Raw genomic sequence first — 18,445 nt, forward strand, 5'->3', positions numbered from 1 at the left:
TCTTTTCCATGTGCGGCATAGCTGGCTTTCTAAATATTACCTCCGCTTCGCCCCTTGACGAAGCAGCCCTGCGTGGCATGACAACCTGCCTCGCGCACCGTGGACCCGATGCGGATGGGTTTTACTTCGATGGCAAGGTAGGACTAGGGCACCGCCGGTTGAGCATTCTCGACTTGTCGACGGCGGCTAACCAGCCGATGCACTCGCACAACGAGCGCTACGTTATTATTTTCAACGGTGAGGTTTACAACTTCCACGAGATTGCGGAAAAGCTAGGCGTGCCGATGCGCACTACTTCCGACACCGAAGTGATTCTGGAAGCGTATGTGCGATTCGGGCCGGAGTTTGTGCACCTCATGAACGGCATGTTTGCCATCGCGATCTACGATAAGCAGACGCAAACGCTCGACATTTTTCGGGATCGGATGGGTATCAAGCCGGTCTACTATTACCTTGATAATCAGATATTTGCATTCGCTTCGGAATTAAAATCTATTGTTCATGTTCCCGAAGTCAAGAAGACGCTGACCATCGATGCGGAGGCCGTGCGGCACTTTTTGCATCTGGGCTATATTCCGCGGCCGCACAGCATTTATTCGCAGATCCGGAAAATGGATTCCGGCTCGTATGTGCGGGTAAGCGGCAGTGAACTGACTGAAACGCGCTACTGGAAACTGGAAGATCAGATCAAAGACCAGGTCATAAGCGACCGCCAGGAGGCCAAAGCCCAGTTGAACGAACTGCTGGTTAGCTCAGTCCGGTATCGGATGATTGCCGACGTGCCGTTTGGTACCTTCCTCAGCGGCGGCGTCGATTCGAGCTTAGTGACTGCCATTGCGCAGTCGGTTTCGAGCACGCCCGTCAAGACATTTTCCATAGGCTTCGACTCGGCTAAGCACAACGAATCGGATTATGCCAAGGCCGTCGCAGACAAATTGGGCACCAATCACCACAGCTTTCAGGTCACGTACAAAGAGGCCATGGACACGGTAGGCACGCTGGCCGGAATTTACGACGAGCCTTTCGCTGACTCTTCAGCCGTGCCTACGCTGATGGTATCGAAGCTGGCTCGCCAGCACGTGACCATGACGCTGTCGGGCGATGGCGGCGACGAATTGTTTCATGGCTACGGCATGTACACCTGGGCGAACCGGCTGGCCCGCCAGCCATTGCGGGGGTTACGACAGCCTGCGGCGGCCGTATTGGGTCAGATGGGCAATCGCTACAAGCGGGTTGCACAATTGGTAGCGTTTCCGGATGCCAAACGTGAGCGGAGCCACATCTTCTCGCAGGAACAATACTTGTTCACCGAAACTGAACTGGACAAACTGTTGCAGCCCAAGTGGCAGAGCAAAGCAGCGTTGCGCGAGCAATGGCAATGGCCCGCCGGCCGCACACCCACAGCGGCCGAAAAGCAGGCCCTGTTCGACATGCAATATTACTTGCAGGATGACCTCTTGGTAAAAGTTGACCGGGCTACCATGGAGCATTCTCTCGAAACGCGGGTACCGCTCCTGGATTACCGCGTCGTGCAATTTGCGCTTAACGTGGCGCCCCAATTGAAAATGCACGACGGCGAAAGCAAATCTTTGCTCAAAGACGTGCTGTATGATTACCTGCCGCGCAGCATTTTCCAGCGGCCCAAGTGGGGTTTTTCGGTGCCGCTTGGCACGTGGCTCAAAAACGAGCTGCACTATCTTATCGACGAGCATCTATCGGCTGAATCGATAGAAAGTGCTGGATTTGTGCAGTATAGCGCAGTAAAGCAGTTAGTTGATCGCTTTGAACGTGGCGAAGACTATTTGTACAACCGCATCTGGCTGTTGATTGTATTGCACCAATGGCTAGCCCTGCACCGCGCATCCGCATGATAGCAACCGACTCCACAGCGGCCGCCAACGCTGCTCCGCACGTTTTGTTTATTTCCTACGACGGCATGACTGACCCGTTGGGCCAGTCGCAGGTGCTGCCGTACCTGACCAATCTGGCAAAGCGTGGGTATCGTATTACCCTGCTTTCCACCGAGAAGCCCGAACGCTTCGAGCAGCACCGCGCTACTATCGAGGCGATCGTGCAGAAAGCCGGCATTACGTGGGAGTATATTTTCTTTCGTCGCAAGCCGCCAGGGCTAGCTAAGTTTTTCGATTTGAGAGAATTAAAGCAAAAGGCGCTTTCCATCCATCGCCGCACACCCCTCGACATGACGCACTGCCGTAGCTATGTGAGTGCCGCGGTGGGACTGATGTTGAAGCGCAAATTTGGCATCAAGATGCTGTTTGACATGCGCGGCTTTTGGGTCGACGAGCGAGTCGATGGCGGCATCTGGAACCTGCGCAATCCGGTTTTCCGGTATGCGTATCGGCAATACAAACAAAAAGAAGCCTCTTACATCGCCGCGGCCGACGGTATTATCAGCCTGACCGAAAACGGCAAGCAAGAAATCCAGACTTGGCCGGCTTACAAAGGGGCTCCCATCACCGTAATCCCGTGCAGCACCGATTTCGATCTTTTTCCGCTCATTGACCGGGCGCAACGAGCTCAAGGAAAAGCAGAACTAGGGATTCCTAATAATGATTTAGTTATCAGCTATTTAGGCTCGGTAGGTGGATGGTATCTGCTGGATGACATGCTGCGGCAGTTTTGGGTAATCAAACAGCAATTCCCGACGGCCCGCATGTTGTTCATTACGCAAGACTCCAAGGAGGAAATATTGGCGGCCGCCCGTAAGCTCGAGGGCCTGCGTGAAGAGGACTTTTTGGTCCGCGCTGCCACGCGCCAGCAAGTGCCCAAGCTGCTGGCCGCTTCCGACATCAACCTATTTTTCATCAAGCAGAGCTATTCTAAAAAAGCGAGCTCTCCAACTAAGCTGGGCGAAATTCTGGCGATGGGAATCCCAGTGATTTGCAACGCTGGCGTGGGCGACGTGGAGAGCATCATCCGCGACACGGACGGCGGCATTGCGATACCCGAACTTACCGAGGCATGGCTCCAGAAAGCGGCGGCACAAGTACCGCAGCTGCTGGCCAAAGATCCGGAGACGTTACGCCGCAACGCGCAGCCCTACTACGATTTGGGCCGTGCGGTAGCTTCTTACGAGCAGCAGTACGCACGCATCCTAAATCGGAAAGCGGCTAAGGCCTGATTTATGGCAACATCATATCGTATTGATAATCAATATGATGTTATCTAAGCTTTGTAAAAGCTATTGACCGCAGCAATGACGCGTTGCTGATCGGTTTCGGAAAGTTCGAAATATAAAGGCAAGCGCAGCAGGCATTCGGCGAAGCGGCGGGCGTGGGGCAATTGGCGACCGTCGTGGAGGTTGTGGTAAAACGGGCTGTTGTGCAGCGTTTGGTAATGGAAAACCGCCAAGATCTGGTGCTCCGCGAGGTGTTGGATCAGCGCTTGCCGCTCATTGGTATCACGGCAAATCAGATAGAAAATGTGCCCGTTGTGCGTTGCGTAAGCTGGGATGTCGGGCAACGCGCAATGGCCTGCTTCGGCTAGCGGTTGAAGCGCCGTCGCGTATCGGTGCCATTGCTGCAAGCGTTGCTCCCAGATGGCTGTGATTTGTTCGAGCTGGGCCCAGAGGTAAGCGGCCGTCAGCTCGGACGGCAGAAACGACGAGCCAACGTCAATCCATTGATACCGAGCGGCTTCACCGCGAAAGAAAGCGGCGCGGTTGGTGCCTTTTTCCCACAGAATCTCGGCACGCTCCGCAAAACGTTCGTCATTGATCGCTAGTAAGCCACCTTCGCCGGCAATCACGTTTTTAGTTTCGTGGAACGAGAAGGCGGCCAAATGGCCGATTGCGCCCAACGGTTTCTCCAGATAATACCCTTCGATGGCTTGGGCCGCATCTTCAATTACCCAAATGCCGTGTTCTTCGGCTAGGGCCAACAGCGGCGCCATGTCGCAGGCTACGCCGGCATAATGTACCGGCACTATGGCTTTTGTGCGCGGCGTAATCAGGGATGCAAGCTGACTGATGTCCAGATTCGGATTGCCTAAGTAGCTATCAGCGAATACGATACGGGCACCGCGGAGCACAAAGGCATTCGCCGTTGAGGTGAACGTGAATGAGGGCATGATGACCTCGTCGCCGGGGTGTAGATCAAGCAGTAGCGCCGCCATCTCCAGCGCTGTGGTTGCGCTCGTGGTCAGGAGGGCTTTGGGAATGCCGTAGCGTTGTTGAAAAAAGCGCTGGCAAAGTTGGGTGAACTCGCCGTTGCCCGAAAGTTTGCCCTGCGCCACGGCTTGCCGAATGTAGTGCAGTTCTTGGCCCGCTAGAAACGGTTTGTTAAACGGAATTGGCTTCATCAGAGGCGCTTACGTTGTTGCTTCGATCACGTAAAGCGGCCGATTTCGCACCCCTTCGAATATTTTGCCTACGTACAGCCCAATTATACCTAGCACTAAGATGATGAGGCCGGAGAAAAAGCTGATTGAAATGATCAGGCTGGCGTACCCCTGCACGACAATCTGGCCCAGCAGCGCTCTCACCAGCATAATCAGGCCAAGGGTGAAAGCGCCGCCAGCCAGTAAAAGGCCTAACCAGACAGTGAGGCGCAGCGGTTTATCGGAATAAGCCAGCAGGACATCGGTAGCCAGGCGTAGCTGCCGCACGATGTTGTAGGTGCTGGGCCGCCGATTGGCACCGTGCGCCACAGGTAGGGTGGTTTGCCGGAAGCCGGCCCAACGCACCATCGTCGGAAAGTAGCGAATGCTTTCGCGCAAGCGGCCCACTTCTTGGATAACCCGCTGGTGGTAAATGCCGAAGTTGGCTACCAAAGGATCCTGTGGCGTGCCAGACAGGTAGGAGAGGACGGCATAGAAGCCGCGCGAAAAAGTGCGCGTAATCCAAGGGTCTTGACGGGCCGTCCGGCTGGCCATCACCACGGCGTAGCCTTGTTGTGCTTTCTGATACAGACGGGCTATTTCTTCAGGTTGATCCTGTAAGTCGCAGTCCATCACCACAATCCATTGACCGTGGGCTACATCGAGGCCGGCCGTGATGGCGTGGTGTTGCCCAAAATTACGACTCAGCTTCAATCCGCGAATGCGCGGGTCGAGGGCCGCGTGCTGCTCAATGAGGAGCCAGCTGCCGTCGGTGCTGGCATCATCGACCAGGATGATCTCGTATTCATCGGTGAGAGCAGAGAGGGTAGCGGCCAGCCGTTGCAGCAATTCATTCAACACCGTTTCGGCCTGATAAACGGGACTGACAACGGAAAACAGCGGTGCGCTGGAGGAAACGGCCATCGGCGAAACTAGCAGGACGGATACTGCAGGCCCTAGCTGCAATGCCAATGCCTGATCCTATGAATGTCGACAAAGATAAATCCGTTTGGATAATGCTTCCCGGGCAAAAGCTTAAGTAAATCTGTGGAAGCTAGGAAGTAGCTGAATACTTTGGTATTTATCCGTGTAAATAGTTGGTAATTAGTTATTTGTGTAGATATGGAGTAGCGTTTTATTTCGTGAAAAAGAACCATGATTCTCTGTCCGAATCTTCCTCAACCCAACTGCAGGTCTCGTCAGGCGGCGTGTGCTGCCTTTGGCCGCGGCCGTTGGAAACTCGGCAGACTGCGGCAGTTGCCGTACCTTTGCCCGCTACTTCATGAGAATGCCCACGTGGGCCGCTACTGCTACTTATGCACATTTTATTTATAGTGCCGTATCCGCCCGGAAAAGCGCCATCGCAGCGGTTTCGTTTTGAGCAGTACTTTGATTTTCTGACGGAAAAAGGCCATACCTACCACGTAGCACCGTTTCTGTCGGACAGCACTTGGGCGATTTTGTATAAGCCGGGCCATACGCTGGCGAAAGTGCTGGGAATTTTGGGTGGTTTTGTGCGGCGGGCAGCGTTGTTGTTTACTGTGCCCCGCTACGATCGGGTTTTCATTCACCGAGAAGCCGCGCCTATTGGCCCACCCATCTTTGAATGGTTGATAGCCAAGGTGTTAGGAAAGAAAATTATTTACGATTTCGACGATGCCATCTGGATGAAAGACCCAGCCGGCGAGCAAACGTTCATCAGCAGCCTGAAGTGGCAGCAGAAGGTCGGCAGCATCTGTCGGTGGGCGTATAAGGTGAGCTGCGGCAACGCGTATCTGCGCGAGTACGCATTGCAATTCAATCCCAACTCCATCATCAACCCGACTACGCTCGACACCGAACACCTGCATAACCAAGTGCGCGACCAGCACCAAACCAGCCGCCCCGTGATCGGGTGGACCGGTACGCATACCACATTGCGCCATCTCGATTTGGTTTGGCCGGTATTGGAGAAGTTGGAAAATGAAGGCTACGACTTTGAGTTTCGCGTTATTTCCAACCAGCCGCCCGAGCACGCCGGATTGCGGTCGCTTACGTTTACGCCTTGGCGCAAAGCCACCGAGATCGAGGACCTGTTGGGCTTTCATCTGGGGCTGATGCCGTTGGTGGATGACCCGTGGGCGCGCGGCAAATGTGCTTTTAAAGCGCTGCAATACATGTCGTTAGGCATGCCTGCCTTGGTGTCGCCGGTTGGGATGAACACGGAAGTAGTGCAGGAAGGCCACAATGGCTACATCTGCGATACGGACGCCGAGTGGGAAGCGGCATTGCGCAAGCTGCTCGCCGATCAGGAGTTGCGGGCCAAGCAAGGCGCTATGGCGCGGCGCACCATTGTTGAGCGCTACTCCGTGGTGTCAAACAAAGAGAATTTTCTGGCCTTATTCCAGTAATCGCTAGTAGGTATATGGCTCATAATCAAGTAATTGCTTCTGAGAAGGGCAAATTCGTAATCTCGCTTGACTTTGAGATTAACTGGGGTGTGCGCGATCAGCAAACGCTGGCCCAATACGGCCCTAATTTGCTTGGGGTGCGGCAGGCGGTGCCGGCTATGCTGGCCTTGTTTGCCGAATACAAGCTGCGCGTAACTTGGGCCACGGTTGGGTTGCTGTTTTTTGCCAACAAGCGCGAGATGCTGGCGCATTTGCCAACCGTTCGCCCCGAATACGCCGACCCGAAGCTGTCGCCCTATCTGGCGCTCGATGCCGTAGGCGAAGACGAGGCCAGCGATCCGTACCACTTTGGCCTTTCGCTGATTGAGCAAATCCGTCGCACGCCGGGGCAGGAGATGGCGACGCATACGTTCTGCCACTATTATTGCCTAGAGCGCGGCCAGACGCCTGAAGCCTTTCGGCACGATTTGCAAGCTGCCCAGCGCATTGCTACCGAACAAGGACTTGAGTTGCGTAGCTTGGTGTTTCCGCGTAACCAGCACAACAGCAGTTATTTATCGATCTGTCAAGAATTAGGCATCACCAGCTACCGGGGCAACGAAGCCTCGTGGATTTATAAAGAGCGCAACGAGGAAGAACAGACGCTGTATAAGCGGGGTGCCCGTTTGCTGGATGCCTACGTAAATCTTTCAGGTCATAACTGTCACGCTATGAGTGACATAGCTCGTTCGTTTCCTTATAACATCCCCGCCAGTCGGTTTCTTCGGCCATGGTCGGGGCGGATGAAGGTGTTGGAAGGGTTGCGCCTCAAGCGCATTCTGAGCGGTATGGAGCACGCGGCTCGCCACGGCCTCGTCTTTCATTTGTGGTGGCACCCGCACAATTTCGGAGCTAATCTGCCCGAGAACATGGCTGTGCTCCAACGCATTGCCGAGCATTACCAGCACTTGCAGACTGCCTACGGGATGGAAAGCTTATCCATGCGCGACATAGCCGATCGTCTTCAACTCCAACAATCCCTGCCTGCATGAGCCAGTCTGCTTTCTCCGGGAAAAAAATCGTCATTCTCGCCGGCCCCGGCGAATCCACGGATATTCTGTTTCACGCGCTTGATCGGGAGTTTGGCGTCCACCGCATCATCGTGGAAACGCCAGTGAGTCAAAAGCAATTGCTAAAGCGACGATTGGAAAAACTAGGCTGGCCGACCGTGGCGGGACAGGTGTTATTTAAATTATTGATAGCGAAGCAGTTAGAGGGAAGCTCGAAGCGGCGCCTGCAAGCTATCAAACAACAGCAGCAACTTGATAGCCGTCCCTTACCTGAGGATCGGGTGATCCGGGTAAGCTCGGTAAATGCGCCAGAATGCATCGAGCAATTACAGCAATTGCAGCCCGACGTGATTGTGGTGAACGGCACCCGCATCATCTCGAAGAAGGTGCTAAACAGCGTGCCTTGCAAATTTATCAACACCCACGCTGGTATCACGCCGCTTTACCGGGGCGTGCACGGAGGCTATTGGGCGCTGGCAAACAACGATCGTGCGCATTGTGGCGTTAGCGTGCACCTTGTCGATCCCGGAATCGATACGGGGGCCATCATCGCCCAAGCCCTAATCGATCCGACCCCGGAAGATAATTTCGTCACCTACCCGCTGCTGCAACTAGCGGCTGGGCTGCCTTTGCTCAAGCAGGCCATCCGCGACGCGCTGCAAGGCACGCTGACGCTCAAACCGGCTCCCGAAGGGCAATCGCGGCTGTGGTCGCATCCTACGTTGCAGGAGTATCTGTACAATCGGCGGCGAACCGGCACGCGGTAATAAGTAAGTTACGAAGCAGGCGTTAGCTGCGGTCTAGAAACCACCACACGCCGCGGTGGGCGCTTAGTTTTCTTGGGTATGCTGATATTCTCAAGAATATACAGCCCCGACACATAAAAAGGGATCAGTGGAATCTTGTACCGCACCAAGGTTCCAAAATTAGAAGTAGATACACCCACGGCCACGGCAAAAATTAGGGAAAAGACGAAGCACAGGCTCAAGACCGGCGTGCTGCTGATGTAGCGCAGCGTTTTGCCCACCCCGACGCGCCAGAAAATGCGCAGCGTAAAGAACAGGAAAAACGTGGCCTCTATGGCAGAAAGCAGCATTACGGGGTTGCGGGCTTCAAACAGAAATGGCCGAAACAAAGAGACGATAATGGCCTGTGGAGCTAGCTTAGCCATGCCAGTAAGCGTGCCGTCGAGCTCGCCAATATGGTACGCAGAGCCGCCTTCTTTTATGCTGGTTTGGTACAAATAATCGGCAGTAATCTTGCTGCGTTCTCCAATTTTGGTCACGTCGTATTGGGCATCGCCGGCGGTTAACCGGGTAGTAGCAAAAAAGGCTACTGCCCCGCCCAAACCGAATAAAATAGGCTTTGCCAACATCCGGATCGTAGGATCTTTGATGCGTTGGCTATTTTCATTAAATACCCAAAGCAGCGCCGGCGGCAAAAAAGAAAGCAGGATATATACCTTAACGGCGAATAATAAATAGGCTGCTAAAAAACCAATTATTAACGACTGGGTAGGCCGTTTTTTTTGAATGGCTCCTTGGTAAAAGGCATAAAATAACCAACCGAGAGCCCCCATGCATAGCGAGTCTTTCATCAGCCCGGAGCCCCAAAAAAATACAGAGGGAATAAAGAAAACGGCTGTTGCTAAGCTCTTGTAAATCAATGGTTTGATTTTGACGAAAGTCAAGAACATGGCCCACATACCGCTAAAGCTAAGCCCGGCGAACATAAGGCCAATAACGGTGTAGGTGTTAAAGCAAAAGAGCCCGCAAATAGCGGCGATTCGTATCACCGAAAACTCTTTTGGTGCTGTATACCACTCCATTTGGGCAGCATAATTTGCCGTTGCTGGATCGTACTCACCGTGGGAGAAGATCAGTTTAAGGCCCACGGAAGGGGAGGTAGTGAAGGCGTTGAAAATTACTTTGACGTGGTTGAAGTAATTATAGGTATCGCCGCCGTGATAATAAAATTGATAAATCAGGCCCAGAGCGATTGCGCCAACAAATTTGGCTGTCAGAGCAGGAATGAAATATTTACGCGTAAAGGCATTGGTCGCTTTCTTGCGAACCGCAAACGCGATGGCATAAAAAATTCCCAAATAGAAAGGCGTCAGAAAAAGGTCTTGCAGCTCCATCGCGGTGGGTTACTTTTTATGAGCCTTTATGTACGCTTTGGCCTCGCGAAAACTTTCCGATTTGCGGTCGGCTTTGTCGAGCACCTCCTTGTAGTACCGTATCGCGGTTTTGGGATCCTCTTGTTGATCAGCAATGCGAGCAAGTTCCCGATTAGCGTAGAGGTAAAAGCCGCCGGTAGTTTCACTTGTGCTCTCGGCAAACACGATGCACCGTTGGTAGTAATCCTTGGCTTTCTCGATGTCTTTGTAGCGATACTCCATGAGCCACCCCAAGAAGTAGGTGGCGTACTTGCCGCTTATCGCTTCGTAGCCGGGCATACCCCGGTTGATTTTGTCCAGTATCTCGCGGCTTACTCGTTCGCATTCCCTGTGTTCGCCTTCATTAAAACAGAGCAGAGCGTAGAACCGCTGGAAATAGCCATTGTCGGGATAATTGGTTGCTAGATAACGAGATATGGGCATTGCGGCCTTGCTGTCCTCTTCCTCATTATTCAGAATCTTCATGAGGAAAAACTTCGCCTCCAAGCCGGTGTAGAAGCCGTTGTTGGCCACGTTACGCAACTGTTGCAAGCCCAGTTCACGATTGCCTTTGGGGAAGAACAAGAGCACCGGCCGCAGCAGCGGGTAGGTTTCCGAAATCCAGACGGCGTAATAATTAAACAGCGCTTGTCCGAACAGAAACTCTGGACTTAATCCGTTGGCTTCTTGGCTGATCTGCAAATATTCCAAGGCCCGCTTGCTACTGACCGTCGCCTTGCGCCAATTTTTGCGTTCGGCGTTCAGGCGCGCATCAAATCCGTAAGCAGCCGACAGGAAGAAGCAGGCCTCGTAGTTTTTGTTGTCGCGCTTGTAGAGCTGCTCGCCTTTGGTGATGGCCGTGTCCATGTAGGCGAAAAAGATCTTGTCGTACTGCTTGGTCTGGACGTTGGTGGGCACGATCTTCCACCAGGTGCTCAGGCCCAGCAGGAAATAGGGCATCGGGTGCTGGGGGTAGCGGCGGCGCAGCGAGCGGAACTGCTTTTCGGCCTTGTCGTACTTGAAGTTGTAGAGGTTCTGCACGGCCCCCTCCAACTCCAGCTGGATATCCTTGTCTAGCAGCAACCAACCTTTGGTGTCAACGGCCGAAGGCAGAATGTCTACGTTGTCCACGTCGATGTGCCGCATGGGAGCTGGGGCCTTACGCGCTGTGTCGGTACCCTGGGCCATCGTAAGAAAAGGCATCAGCGCCAGCAACAGGACAAATCGGAGTTTTAGAGTCATGGGTGACGTTTGGCAGCGGCCTCAGCAATTGTAACGGGTGCTGGAAGGCGACTGAACAGAGAAGCTAAAGTATAACTTTTATCCTAGCTTTGGCTAACTAACCGAAGCCCAATGCAGCTCTTGCGAACCTTATGCCAGATAGCGGCTCCTGCCGGGAACGAGGCTCCTTTAACGGAATTCTTGCTCAACTACATCGACCAAAACCAAGCCTCTTGGCGAGTGCAGCCACAAGTCGTAACCGGTAAGGAATTTCAAGATTGCATTATTTTGATATTTGGCCAGCCGCGGACGGCTATTTTTGCGCATTTGGATAGCATAGGATTCACAGTTCGGTATGGGCGACAGCTGGTGCGTATCGGCGGGCCCGATTTGCAAACCGGTTATCGGTTGGTAGGGCGTGATTCTCAGGGTGATATTGAATGTGCGCTCCTTGTTGAGGAAGAAACCGGTGAGTTGGGCTATGAGTTCACGCGTGACATCGATCGGGGTACCGAACTCACGTTCAAGTGCGATTTCCGCGAAACAGAAAGCTCCGTGCAATCCTGTTACTTGGATAACCGACTTGGGGTTTGGAATGCTTTGCGCGTGGCCGAGACGTTGGAGAACGGCATCATCGCATTTAGCTGCTGGGAAGAGCACGGCGGCGGCTCCGTGGCGTATCTGGCGAAGTACATCTACGAGCACTACGGCGTTCGGCAGGCCCTTATTTCGGACATTACCTGGGTTACAGAAGGTGTGCGCCCTGGTCAAGGCGTTGCCATTTCCCTGCGCGACTCCCTTATTCCGCGCCGCGCTTATGTCGAGCGCATCCGCCGCATTGCCGAGCAGTCGGGAGTGCCGTTTCAGTTGGAGGTAGAAGGCAGCGGCGGCTCCGACGCCAAAGAGTTGCAGCATGGCGCGCAGCCTTGGGATTGGTGCTTCGTGGGCGCCCCGGAAGACAACGTACATTCCCCCGACGAAATCGTCGACAAACGCGACATTGATAGCATGGTAGCGCTTTACCAAGTGCTGATGCGCGAGCTATAGCCAAACTCCATTCCACAAACCTAGCCTGATGGCCGGTTGGTAACCCCAACCGGCCTTTTTTATTGCCCACAGGCACATGGGCAAAGTAGGCCCGTTGCGTTTGGCTTTTAGAAAGTAAAGGTTGAGGATTAGGTAATAAATTCTATTTTACAACCCCATAGCAATCAATTCTTTCCAAAATCCAAACACCCACATCTTACCACCGCCTTCTATGACGAATTTTCTTTACGTAGTGCCCGCTTTGGGCGTATTGGCGTTGTTTTACACATGGCTGCGATCGGGCTGGGTTAGTCGGCAGGATGCTGGCGACGAGCGAATGCGCACCATTGCCGGCTACATCGCCGACGGCGCCATCGCCTTTTTGAAAGCGGAATACAAAGTGCTGACCATCTTTGGGTTGATTGCCAGTGCTTTTTTGTTTTACCTAGGCAGCACTGGCGAAAAGTCGAGCCCGGTAATCGTGATTGCCTTTATTATCGGCGCCGTATTTTCGGCTTTGGCCGGCTTTATTGGGATGAAAATCGCGACGAAGGCCAATGTGCGTACCGCGCAAGCCGCGCGAACTAGTTTGTCGAAAGCACTAAATGTCTCATTTTCAGGAGGTTCTGTAATGGGTATGGGCGTAGCCGGTTTGGCCGTGCTAGGCTTGGGTTCGTTGTTTATTATCTTCTACAACATGTTTGTGTTGCGCTACAACGGAGGCGCCAACGGCATCGAAATGGAGCGGGCGCTGGAAGTCCTGACGGGCTTCTCGCTCGGGGCGGAGAGCATCGCGTTGTTTGCGCGGGTTGGGGGTGGCATTTATACCAAAGCCGCAGACGTAGGCGCCGACTTAGTGGGCAAAGTAGAAGCTGGCATCCCAGAAGACGACCCGCGTAACCCCGCCACCATCGCCGACAACGTAGGCGACAACGTAGGCGACGTAGCCGGTATGGGCGCCGACTTGTTTGGTTCGTACGTAGCTACCATTCTGGCTACCATGGTGTTGGGCCGGGAAGTAGTGGCGGTTGGTGACCAATTCAACGGCCTTTCGCCCATTCTGCTGCCGATGGCCATTGCGGGCATGGGCATTGTGGCCTCGCTCATCGGCATTTTGTGCGTGCGGGTAAAAGAAGGCGGCAACGTGCAGGCCGCCCTGAACCTAGGCAACTACATCTCGGTAATTGTGTCAGCTGTTGCGGCTTTCTTCCTGATCCGCTGGATATTACCCAACGGCGATTTGGTAATCCGTGGCGTCACGTTCAATGCCATGAACGTGTTTTATGCCGTAGTAGTAGGCTTGATTGTAGGTACCTTGATGAGCATCATTACGGAGTACTATACGGCGATGGGCAAACGCCCGGTAATGAGCATTGTGCGGCAAAGCAGCACGGGCCACGCCACTACGGTTATCGGTGGGCTGGCCGTCGGTATGGAGTCTACTGTGCTGCCAATCATTGTGTTAGCTGCTGGTATTATTCTGTCTTATGAATGCGCTGGCCTATACGGGGTAGCCATTGCCGCTGCTGGTATGATGGCTACGACGGCCATGCAACTCGCCATCGACGCTTTCGGCCCGATCGCCGACAATGCGGGCGGCATCGCCGAAATGAGCGAACTGCCCAAAGAAGTGCGTGAGCGCACCGACATCTTGGACGCCGTAGGCAACACCACGGCCGCTACGGGCAAGGGTTTTGCCATTGCGTCGGCTGCGCTTACTTCGCTGGCATTGTTTGCCGCCTTCATGGGCACGGCCAATATCACTAGCATCGACATCAGCAATGCCCGCGTGCTGGCCGGCCTGTTCGTGGGCGCCATGATTCCGTTCATTTTCTCTGCGCTGGCAATTTCGGCCGTAGGACGTGCAGCCATGGCCATGGTGCAGGAAGTGCGGCGGCAGTTCCGCGAGATTCCGGGCATTATGGAAGGCACCGGCCGGCCGGAATACGAGAAATGTGTGGCTATCTCAACGCAGGCGGCTATTCGCGAGATGATGCTGCCCGGCGCTATCGCCCTGATCGTGCCCATCATCATCGGCTTTACGATGGGGCCTGAAGTGTTAGGCGGCACATTGGCCGGCGTGACGGTTTCGGGAGTGCTGATGGCCATGTTCCAGAGCAACGCGGGCGGCGCCTGGGACAACGCCAAAAAGTCGTTTGAAAAAGGCGTGATGATCGATGGCACCATGCAATACAAAGGCTCCGACGCGCACAAAGCTTCCGTAACGGGCGATACCGTAGGCGATCCGTTCAAAGACACTTCCGGGCCTTCGATGAACATTCTTATCAAGCTGATGAGCATCGTTTCGCTGGTTATTGCGCCCCATATCGCCGCTCCCGAGCGGGGCATGGCTCCCGTCGAACTGCCTAAGCACGAACTGGATATCCGGCCCAAAGTGCGCTACGCCGACGTGGCCCCTCAAGCCGCCGAAGCCTTATTTATGTTGTTGCGCGAAAGACAATAACCCGAAATTCGTCGCTGCGCTCTGGCTATTGATCTCACCTTCGAGCCGTAGCCTACTATCAACTCGCATCTGGAAGCTGCCTCTCCAAGCCGGAGGGGCAGCTTTTTTTCTACTACCTTTGGCCACGTTTTCGCTTAAGGCCTCAACCCCACTCGGATGCCCTTGTCTTCTATCTCTTTGCATAACAAGCAGTTCGCACCTTACCTGCCCGCTGCTGAAATCACTGCCGCAGTTCGAGAGTTAGGGGCGCGCCTCAACGCCGATTATGCCGACAAACAGCCGCTGTTCGTGGCTGTGCTCAACGGCTCCTTCATGTTCGCCGCCGATTTAATGAAGGAAATGCACGTTCCGTGCGAAATCGCTTTCATTCGCGTCGCCTCTTACGAGGGCACCAGCACAACGGGCGAGGTAAAGGAGATTTTGGGGCTGCGAGAAGAAATCGAGGGGCGCCACATCGTTATTCTGGAAGACATCGTGGATACCGGCCACACGATGCGCGCCCTGCTCCAGACGCTGCGTGCTAAGCAGCCCGCCTCGCTGGAGGTAGCGACGCTGTTCATCAAGCCCGAATGCCTGCAACACGAGTTGGATATTCGCTATATCGGGCTATCCATTCCCAACGAATTTATCGTGGGCTATGGCCTTGATTACGATGGCCTTGGCCGCAATTTCCCCGACGTTTACAAAGCTTTCTAGCCGGGTTACTACGGCCGAGTTCTGCTGAACTTCGTACGTGGCGTTTTAGCCCTGATTTGTTATCTTTCCCAAAACCACCCGTTTTTCCCTCCGCGAAACTCCTCGCTTTATGCTGAATATTGTACTGTTTGGCCCTCCCGGCGCCGGCAAAGGAACGCAAAGTCAGAAGCTCATTGCCCGCTACAACCTCGTGCATCTTTCCACAGGCGATCTGCTTCGTTCACAGATTGCGCAAGGCACTGAATTGGGGCTGCGGGCCAAGAAATTGATGGACGAAGGCCTGCTCGTACCCGACGAAGTAGTTATCGGTATGATTGAGAGCCAATTAGCCAATAACACCAGCGCGGCCGGCTTTATCTTCGACGGTTTTCCTCGTACCGTGCCTCAGGCCGAAAGCCTCGACGCCCTCACCCAGCGTTACAATACCGGCGTAACCTGCATGGTGGCGCTGGAAGTAAATGAGGAAGAACTCGTTACGCGCCTGCTGGAGCGCGGCAAAACCAGTGGTCGCCCCGACGACCAGGACGAAACCAAAATCCGGAAGCGTGTAACGGTGTACAACACCGAAACCGCTCAGGTAGCCGGCTACTACGCTACGCAGGGCAAGTTTCACGCCCTTAATGGCATCGGCGCCATCGAAGATATTTTTGGGCAGATTTGCGCCATAATCGACCGTCACCAAGGTGCCGCTACCTCCGTAACGGACAGTCAAGAAGCGACCGACGAAGTAAAGGCGTAACTTTGTGGCGTTGCCAACAGGCGACGTCCTTTTCTCTGTCCTCCCAAGCAAAGCGAAGGACCTTTTTGGATTATATTATAACTGCTTGATTGCCAGGCATTTGTGATCTAATCCAGAAAGGTCCTTCGCTTTGCCCTCTGTGCAGAGTTTTGCAGCGAGGCGAGTATGCTTTCGTCTTCTACATTCACCCTTCAGAATTTTTTACGCAGTGGCTTCCAATAATTTCATCGATTACGTCAAGATCAACTGCCGCTCGGGCCGGGGTGGGGCAGGTTCACATCACTTCTTCCGGGCCAAAGGTTTGCCCAACGGAGGTCCTGATGGCGGCGACGGCGGTCGGGGCGGCCACATCATTCTGGAAGGCAACTCCCAGCTCTGGACGTTGCTTCACCTGCAATACCGCAAGCACATCATTGCTGGCCACGGCGAGGGCGGCGGCGAAAACCTGCGTTCTGGCGCACAGGGCGAAGACATTGTGGTGCCCGTACCGCTCGGTACCATCGCCCGCGATGCCGAAACCGGCGAGAAAAAAGTAGAGATCACCGAGCACGGCCAGCGCGTGATCCTGACGCCCGGCGGCCGCGGCGGCCTAGGCAACGATCACTTCAAATCGGCCACCAACCAGGCTCCCACCTACGCGCAGCCCGGCGAGCCCGGCATCGACGAATGGATAATTCTGGAGCTGAAGCTACTGGCTGATGTAGGCCTGGTCGGCTTCCCGAATGCGGGCAAAAGTACCTTGCTCTCGGTCGTATCAGCCGCCCGACCCAAGATTGCTGATTACGCCTTCACAACGTTGGTTCCGAACCTGGGCGTGGTGGCCTACCGTGATTATCAGTCGTTTGTGATGGCTGACATTCCGGGCATCATCGAAGGGGCCGCCGAAGGCCGCGGCTTGGGCACGCGCTTCCTAAAGCACATCGAGCGCAACTCCATTTTGCTCTTCATGATCTCGTGCGACAGCGATGACATCGCCGCCGAGTACGGCATTCTGCTCAGTGAGTTAGAACAGTTCAACCCCGAGCTGCTGGAAAAGCGCCGCCTGCTGGCCATCAGCAAGGCCGACCTGATCGACGACGAACTGGAAGCCGAAATCCGGGAAACCTTGCCCAAGGATTTGCCCACCGTGTTCATTTCCAGCTTAGCCAACAAAAATCTTCAGCAGCTGAAGGATATGATTTGGCAGGAGTTGCACGCTAAGGAGTAACCGAAAGAGGTGAAGACATTGAAGTCTCAAGAGGCTTCAATGTCTGTTAACCTTGATGAATCCACTGTAAGTGACTGAGTTATGTTAGCCGAACGTCGTGGGGCTGTAAACTCCATCCTAGTACACGAGCTTGTATTCGGCTACCAACAGAGGGGTAATCCTTAGGATATTCAATACGATGATCTAGTCCTTCTTCAATTTTCCGGAAATGAATAATTTCAAGTAGGGCTTTTACATCCGGCAATTCATCAAGCTGGACGAAGACACCAAATATTGGGCAGGCTGTCACAACGCCTTGTACTAGTGTGCCCGGAGGAAAGGCCAGCATGAATTCGTTCCACTGTTGTTGAGTGTACTCAGGGAATTTAAAAGACTGCATAGCAAATGATTGTGCTGTGAATGTCGGACTTTTCCGTCATCACGTCTGAACTAACTGCTTATGTTGTGAGGTTTCCGTGCCAGATTGACAGCCAATTGGGCTTTGGCAAGTTCCTTGTGCCCTTAGTGTCCGCCCCATGGCTAACCGATTTACCCGATTCCGACGATTTTTAGCGAATATGGCTGACGATAAAACTCCACATCCCGACGATTTCACTGCCGAGCCTACCGCAGCATCTGCTGCCGATAACATTGCCGGCGAATTGCCCGAAGAGCCCAACGCTCCAGAAGTTGGCGAGGTTGAAACCGACGACGCTGCCAAAGCGCAGGCTTCTGCCGGCTCGGAGGTTAATGAACTGAAAGATAAATACTTGCGTTTGGCTGCTGAGTTTGAAAACTACAAGCGCCGCACGGCCAAAGAACGCACTGACTTGTTCAAGACGGCTAACCAGGAACTGATGGTGGCATTGCTGCCGGTGCTGGACGATTTTGAGCGGGCTCGTACCTATACCAAAGATGCCGACGACGCCAACGTGGTGCGCGAAAGCATCGACATCATTTACAACAAGCTGGTTAAAACCTTGCAACAGAAGGGCTTAACTGGCATGGAAACCAAAGGTGGCGCCTTTGACCCCGATTTGCACGAAGCCATCACGCAGATTCCATCGCCTTCGGAAGACTTGAAGGGCAAAGTGGTGGACGAAGTGGAGAAGGGCTACTACCTGGGTGATAAAGTCATCCGGCACGCCAAAGTAGTGCTGGGCCAATAAAAGACGCGC

At 54.0% G+C, this 18,445-nt stretch carries 16 protein-coding genes; 11 read left to right on the forward strand and 5 right to left on the reverse strand.

Annotation, left to right across the window (positions count from 1 at the left end; translation table 11 throughout):
- Positions 1-8 precede the first annotated feature (8 nt).
- The gene (gene asnB / locus H9I52_RS01335) at positions 9-1,871 is read left to right on the forward strand and encodes an asparagine synthase (glutamine-hydrolyzing) (RefSeq protein WP_187452334.1); all 1,863 of its coding nucleotides are present in this window, start codon (positions 9-11) and stop codon (positions 1,869-1,871) included.
- The gene (locus tag H9I52_RS01340; protein ID WP_187452335.1) at positions 1,841-3,142 is read left to right on the forward strand and encodes a glycosyltransferase; all 1,302 of its coding nucleotides are present in this window, start codon (positions 1,841-1,843) and stop codon (positions 3,140-3,142) included. Before asnB ends, H9I52_RS01340 begins: the two co-directional genes overlap by 31 nt.
- A gap of 44 nt (positions 3,143-3,186) precedes the next feature.
- On the opposite strand, the gene rffA is transcribed toward H9I52_RS01340, so the two are convergent.
- The gene (gene rffA, locus H9I52_RS01345; RefSeq protein ID WP_187452336.1) at positions 3,187-4,320 is read right to left on the reverse strand and encodes a dTDP-4-amino-4,6-dideoxygalactose transaminase; all 1,134 of its coding nucleotides are present in this window, start codon (positions 4,318-4,320) and stop codon (positions 3,187-3,189) included.
- Between the two features lie 9 nt (positions 4,321-4,329).
- A complete protein-coding gene (locus tag H9I52_RS01350; RefSeq protein WP_187452337.1) occupies positions 4,330-5,262 on the reverse strand; it encodes a glycosyltransferase family 2 protein in 933 nt (310 codons plus the stop codon).
- Positions 5,263-5,654: 392 nt separating this feature from the next.
- Here H9I52_RS01350 and H9I52_RS01355 point away from each other — a divergent pair, with 392 nt between their 5' ends.
- Genes H9I52_RS01355 through H9I52_RS01365 form a run of 3 tightly spaced genes read left to right on the forward strand, consistent with a single transcriptional unit; the run spans position 5,655 to position 8,544 of the window.
- On the forward strand, positions 5,655-6,728 hold the full coding sequence (locus H9I52_RS01355) for a glycosyltransferase family 4 protein (protein WP_187452338.1): 1,074 nt from the start codon (positions 5,655-5,657) through the stop codon (positions 6,726-6,728).
- A gap of 14 nt (positions 6,729-6,742) precedes the next feature.
- Positions 6,743-7,759, forward strand: coding sequence for a polysaccharide deacetylase family protein (locus tag H9I52_RS01360; RefSeq protein ID WP_187452339.1), 1,017 nt, complete (start codon positions 6,743-6,745; stop codon positions 7,757-7,759).
- Complete coding sequence (locus H9I52_RS01365; protein ID WP_187452340.1) at positions 7,756-8,544, forward strand: formyl transferase; 789 nt, start codon at positions 7,756-7,758, stop codon at positions 8,542-8,544. Before H9I52_RS01360 ends, H9I52_RS01365 begins: the two co-directional genes overlap by 4 nt.
- A gap of 8 nt (positions 8,545-8,552) precedes the next feature.
- Here H9I52_RS01365 and H9I52_RS01370 read toward each other — a convergent pair whose 3' ends face one another.
- Positions 8,553-9,917 (reverse strand): hypothetical protein, encoded by a 1,365-nt coding sequence (locus H9I52_RS01370; RefSeq protein ID WP_187452341.1) that lies wholly within the window; start codon positions 9,915-9,917, stop codon positions 8,553-8,555.
- A 9-nt stretch (positions 9,918-9,926) separates the two neighbouring features.
- Positions 9,927-11,177, reverse strand: coding sequence for a tol-pal system protein YbgF (locus H9I52_RS01375; protein ID WP_139514513.1), 1,251 nt, complete (start codon positions 11,175-11,177; stop codon positions 9,927-9,929).
- Positions 11,178-11,288: 111 nt separating this feature from the next.
- Between H9I52_RS01375 and H9I52_RS01380 the strand changes: the two genes are divergently transcribed.
- The 5 genes from H9I52_RS01380 to obgE all read left to right on the forward strand — a co-directional run bounded on the left by H9I52_RS01380 (position 11,289) and on the right by obgE (position 17,288).
- Complete coding sequence (locus H9I52_RS01380) at positions 11,289-12,203, forward strand: M20/M25/M40 family metallo-hydrolase (RefSeq protein WP_187452342.1); 915 nt, start codon at positions 11,289-11,291, stop codon at positions 12,201-12,203.
- Between the two features lie 211 nt (positions 12,204-12,414).
- Positions 12,415-14,646 (forward strand): sodium-translocating pyrophosphatase, encoded by a 2,232-nt coding sequence (locus H9I52_RS01385; protein ID WP_139514511.1) that lies wholly within the window; start codon positions 12,415-12,417, stop codon positions 14,644-14,646.
- Positions 14,647-14,802: 156 nt separating this feature from the next.
- The gene (gene hpt, locus H9I52_RS01390; RefSeq protein WP_187452343.1) at positions 14,803-15,342 is read left to right on the forward strand and encodes a hypoxanthine phosphoribosyltransferase; all 540 of its coding nucleotides are present in this window, start codon (positions 14,803-14,805) and stop codon (positions 15,340-15,342) included.
- 109 nt (positions 15,343-15,451) lie between these two features.
- Entirely contained in the window at positions 15,452-16,081 is a 630-nt protein-coding gene (locus H9I52_RS01395) for an adenylate kinase (protein WP_139514510.1), read from the forward strand.
- A gap of 208 nt (positions 16,082-16,289) precedes the next feature.
- On the forward strand, positions 16,290-17,288 hold the full coding sequence (gene obgE, locus H9I52_RS01400; RefSeq protein WP_139514509.1) for a GTPase ObgE: 999 nt from the start codon (positions 16,290-16,292) through the stop codon (positions 17,286-17,288).
- A gap of 79 nt (positions 17,289-17,367) precedes the next feature.
- Here the strand turns inward: obgE and H9I52_RS01405 are convergent, their stop codons facing one another.
- A complete protein-coding gene (locus H9I52_RS01405; protein ID WP_187452344.1) occupies positions 17,368-17,667 on the reverse strand; it encodes a S1 RNA-binding domain-containing protein in 300 nt (99 codons plus the stop codon).
- A 178-nt stretch (positions 17,668-17,845) separates the two neighbouring features.
- On the opposite strand from H9I52_RS01405, the gene H9I52_RS01410 reads away from it, so the two are divergent.
- A complete protein-coding gene (locus tag H9I52_RS01410; RefSeq protein WP_187452345.1) occupies positions 17,846-18,436 on the forward strand; it encodes a nucleotide exchange factor GrpE in 591 nt (196 codons plus the stop codon).
- Positions 18,437-18,445 lie beyond the last annotated feature (9 nt).

Source organism: Hymenobacter sp. BT491 (assembly GCF_014349165.1).
Lineage (GTDB): Bacteria > Bacteroidota > Bacteroidia > Cytophagales > Hymenobacteraceae > Hymenobacter > Hymenobacter jejuensis.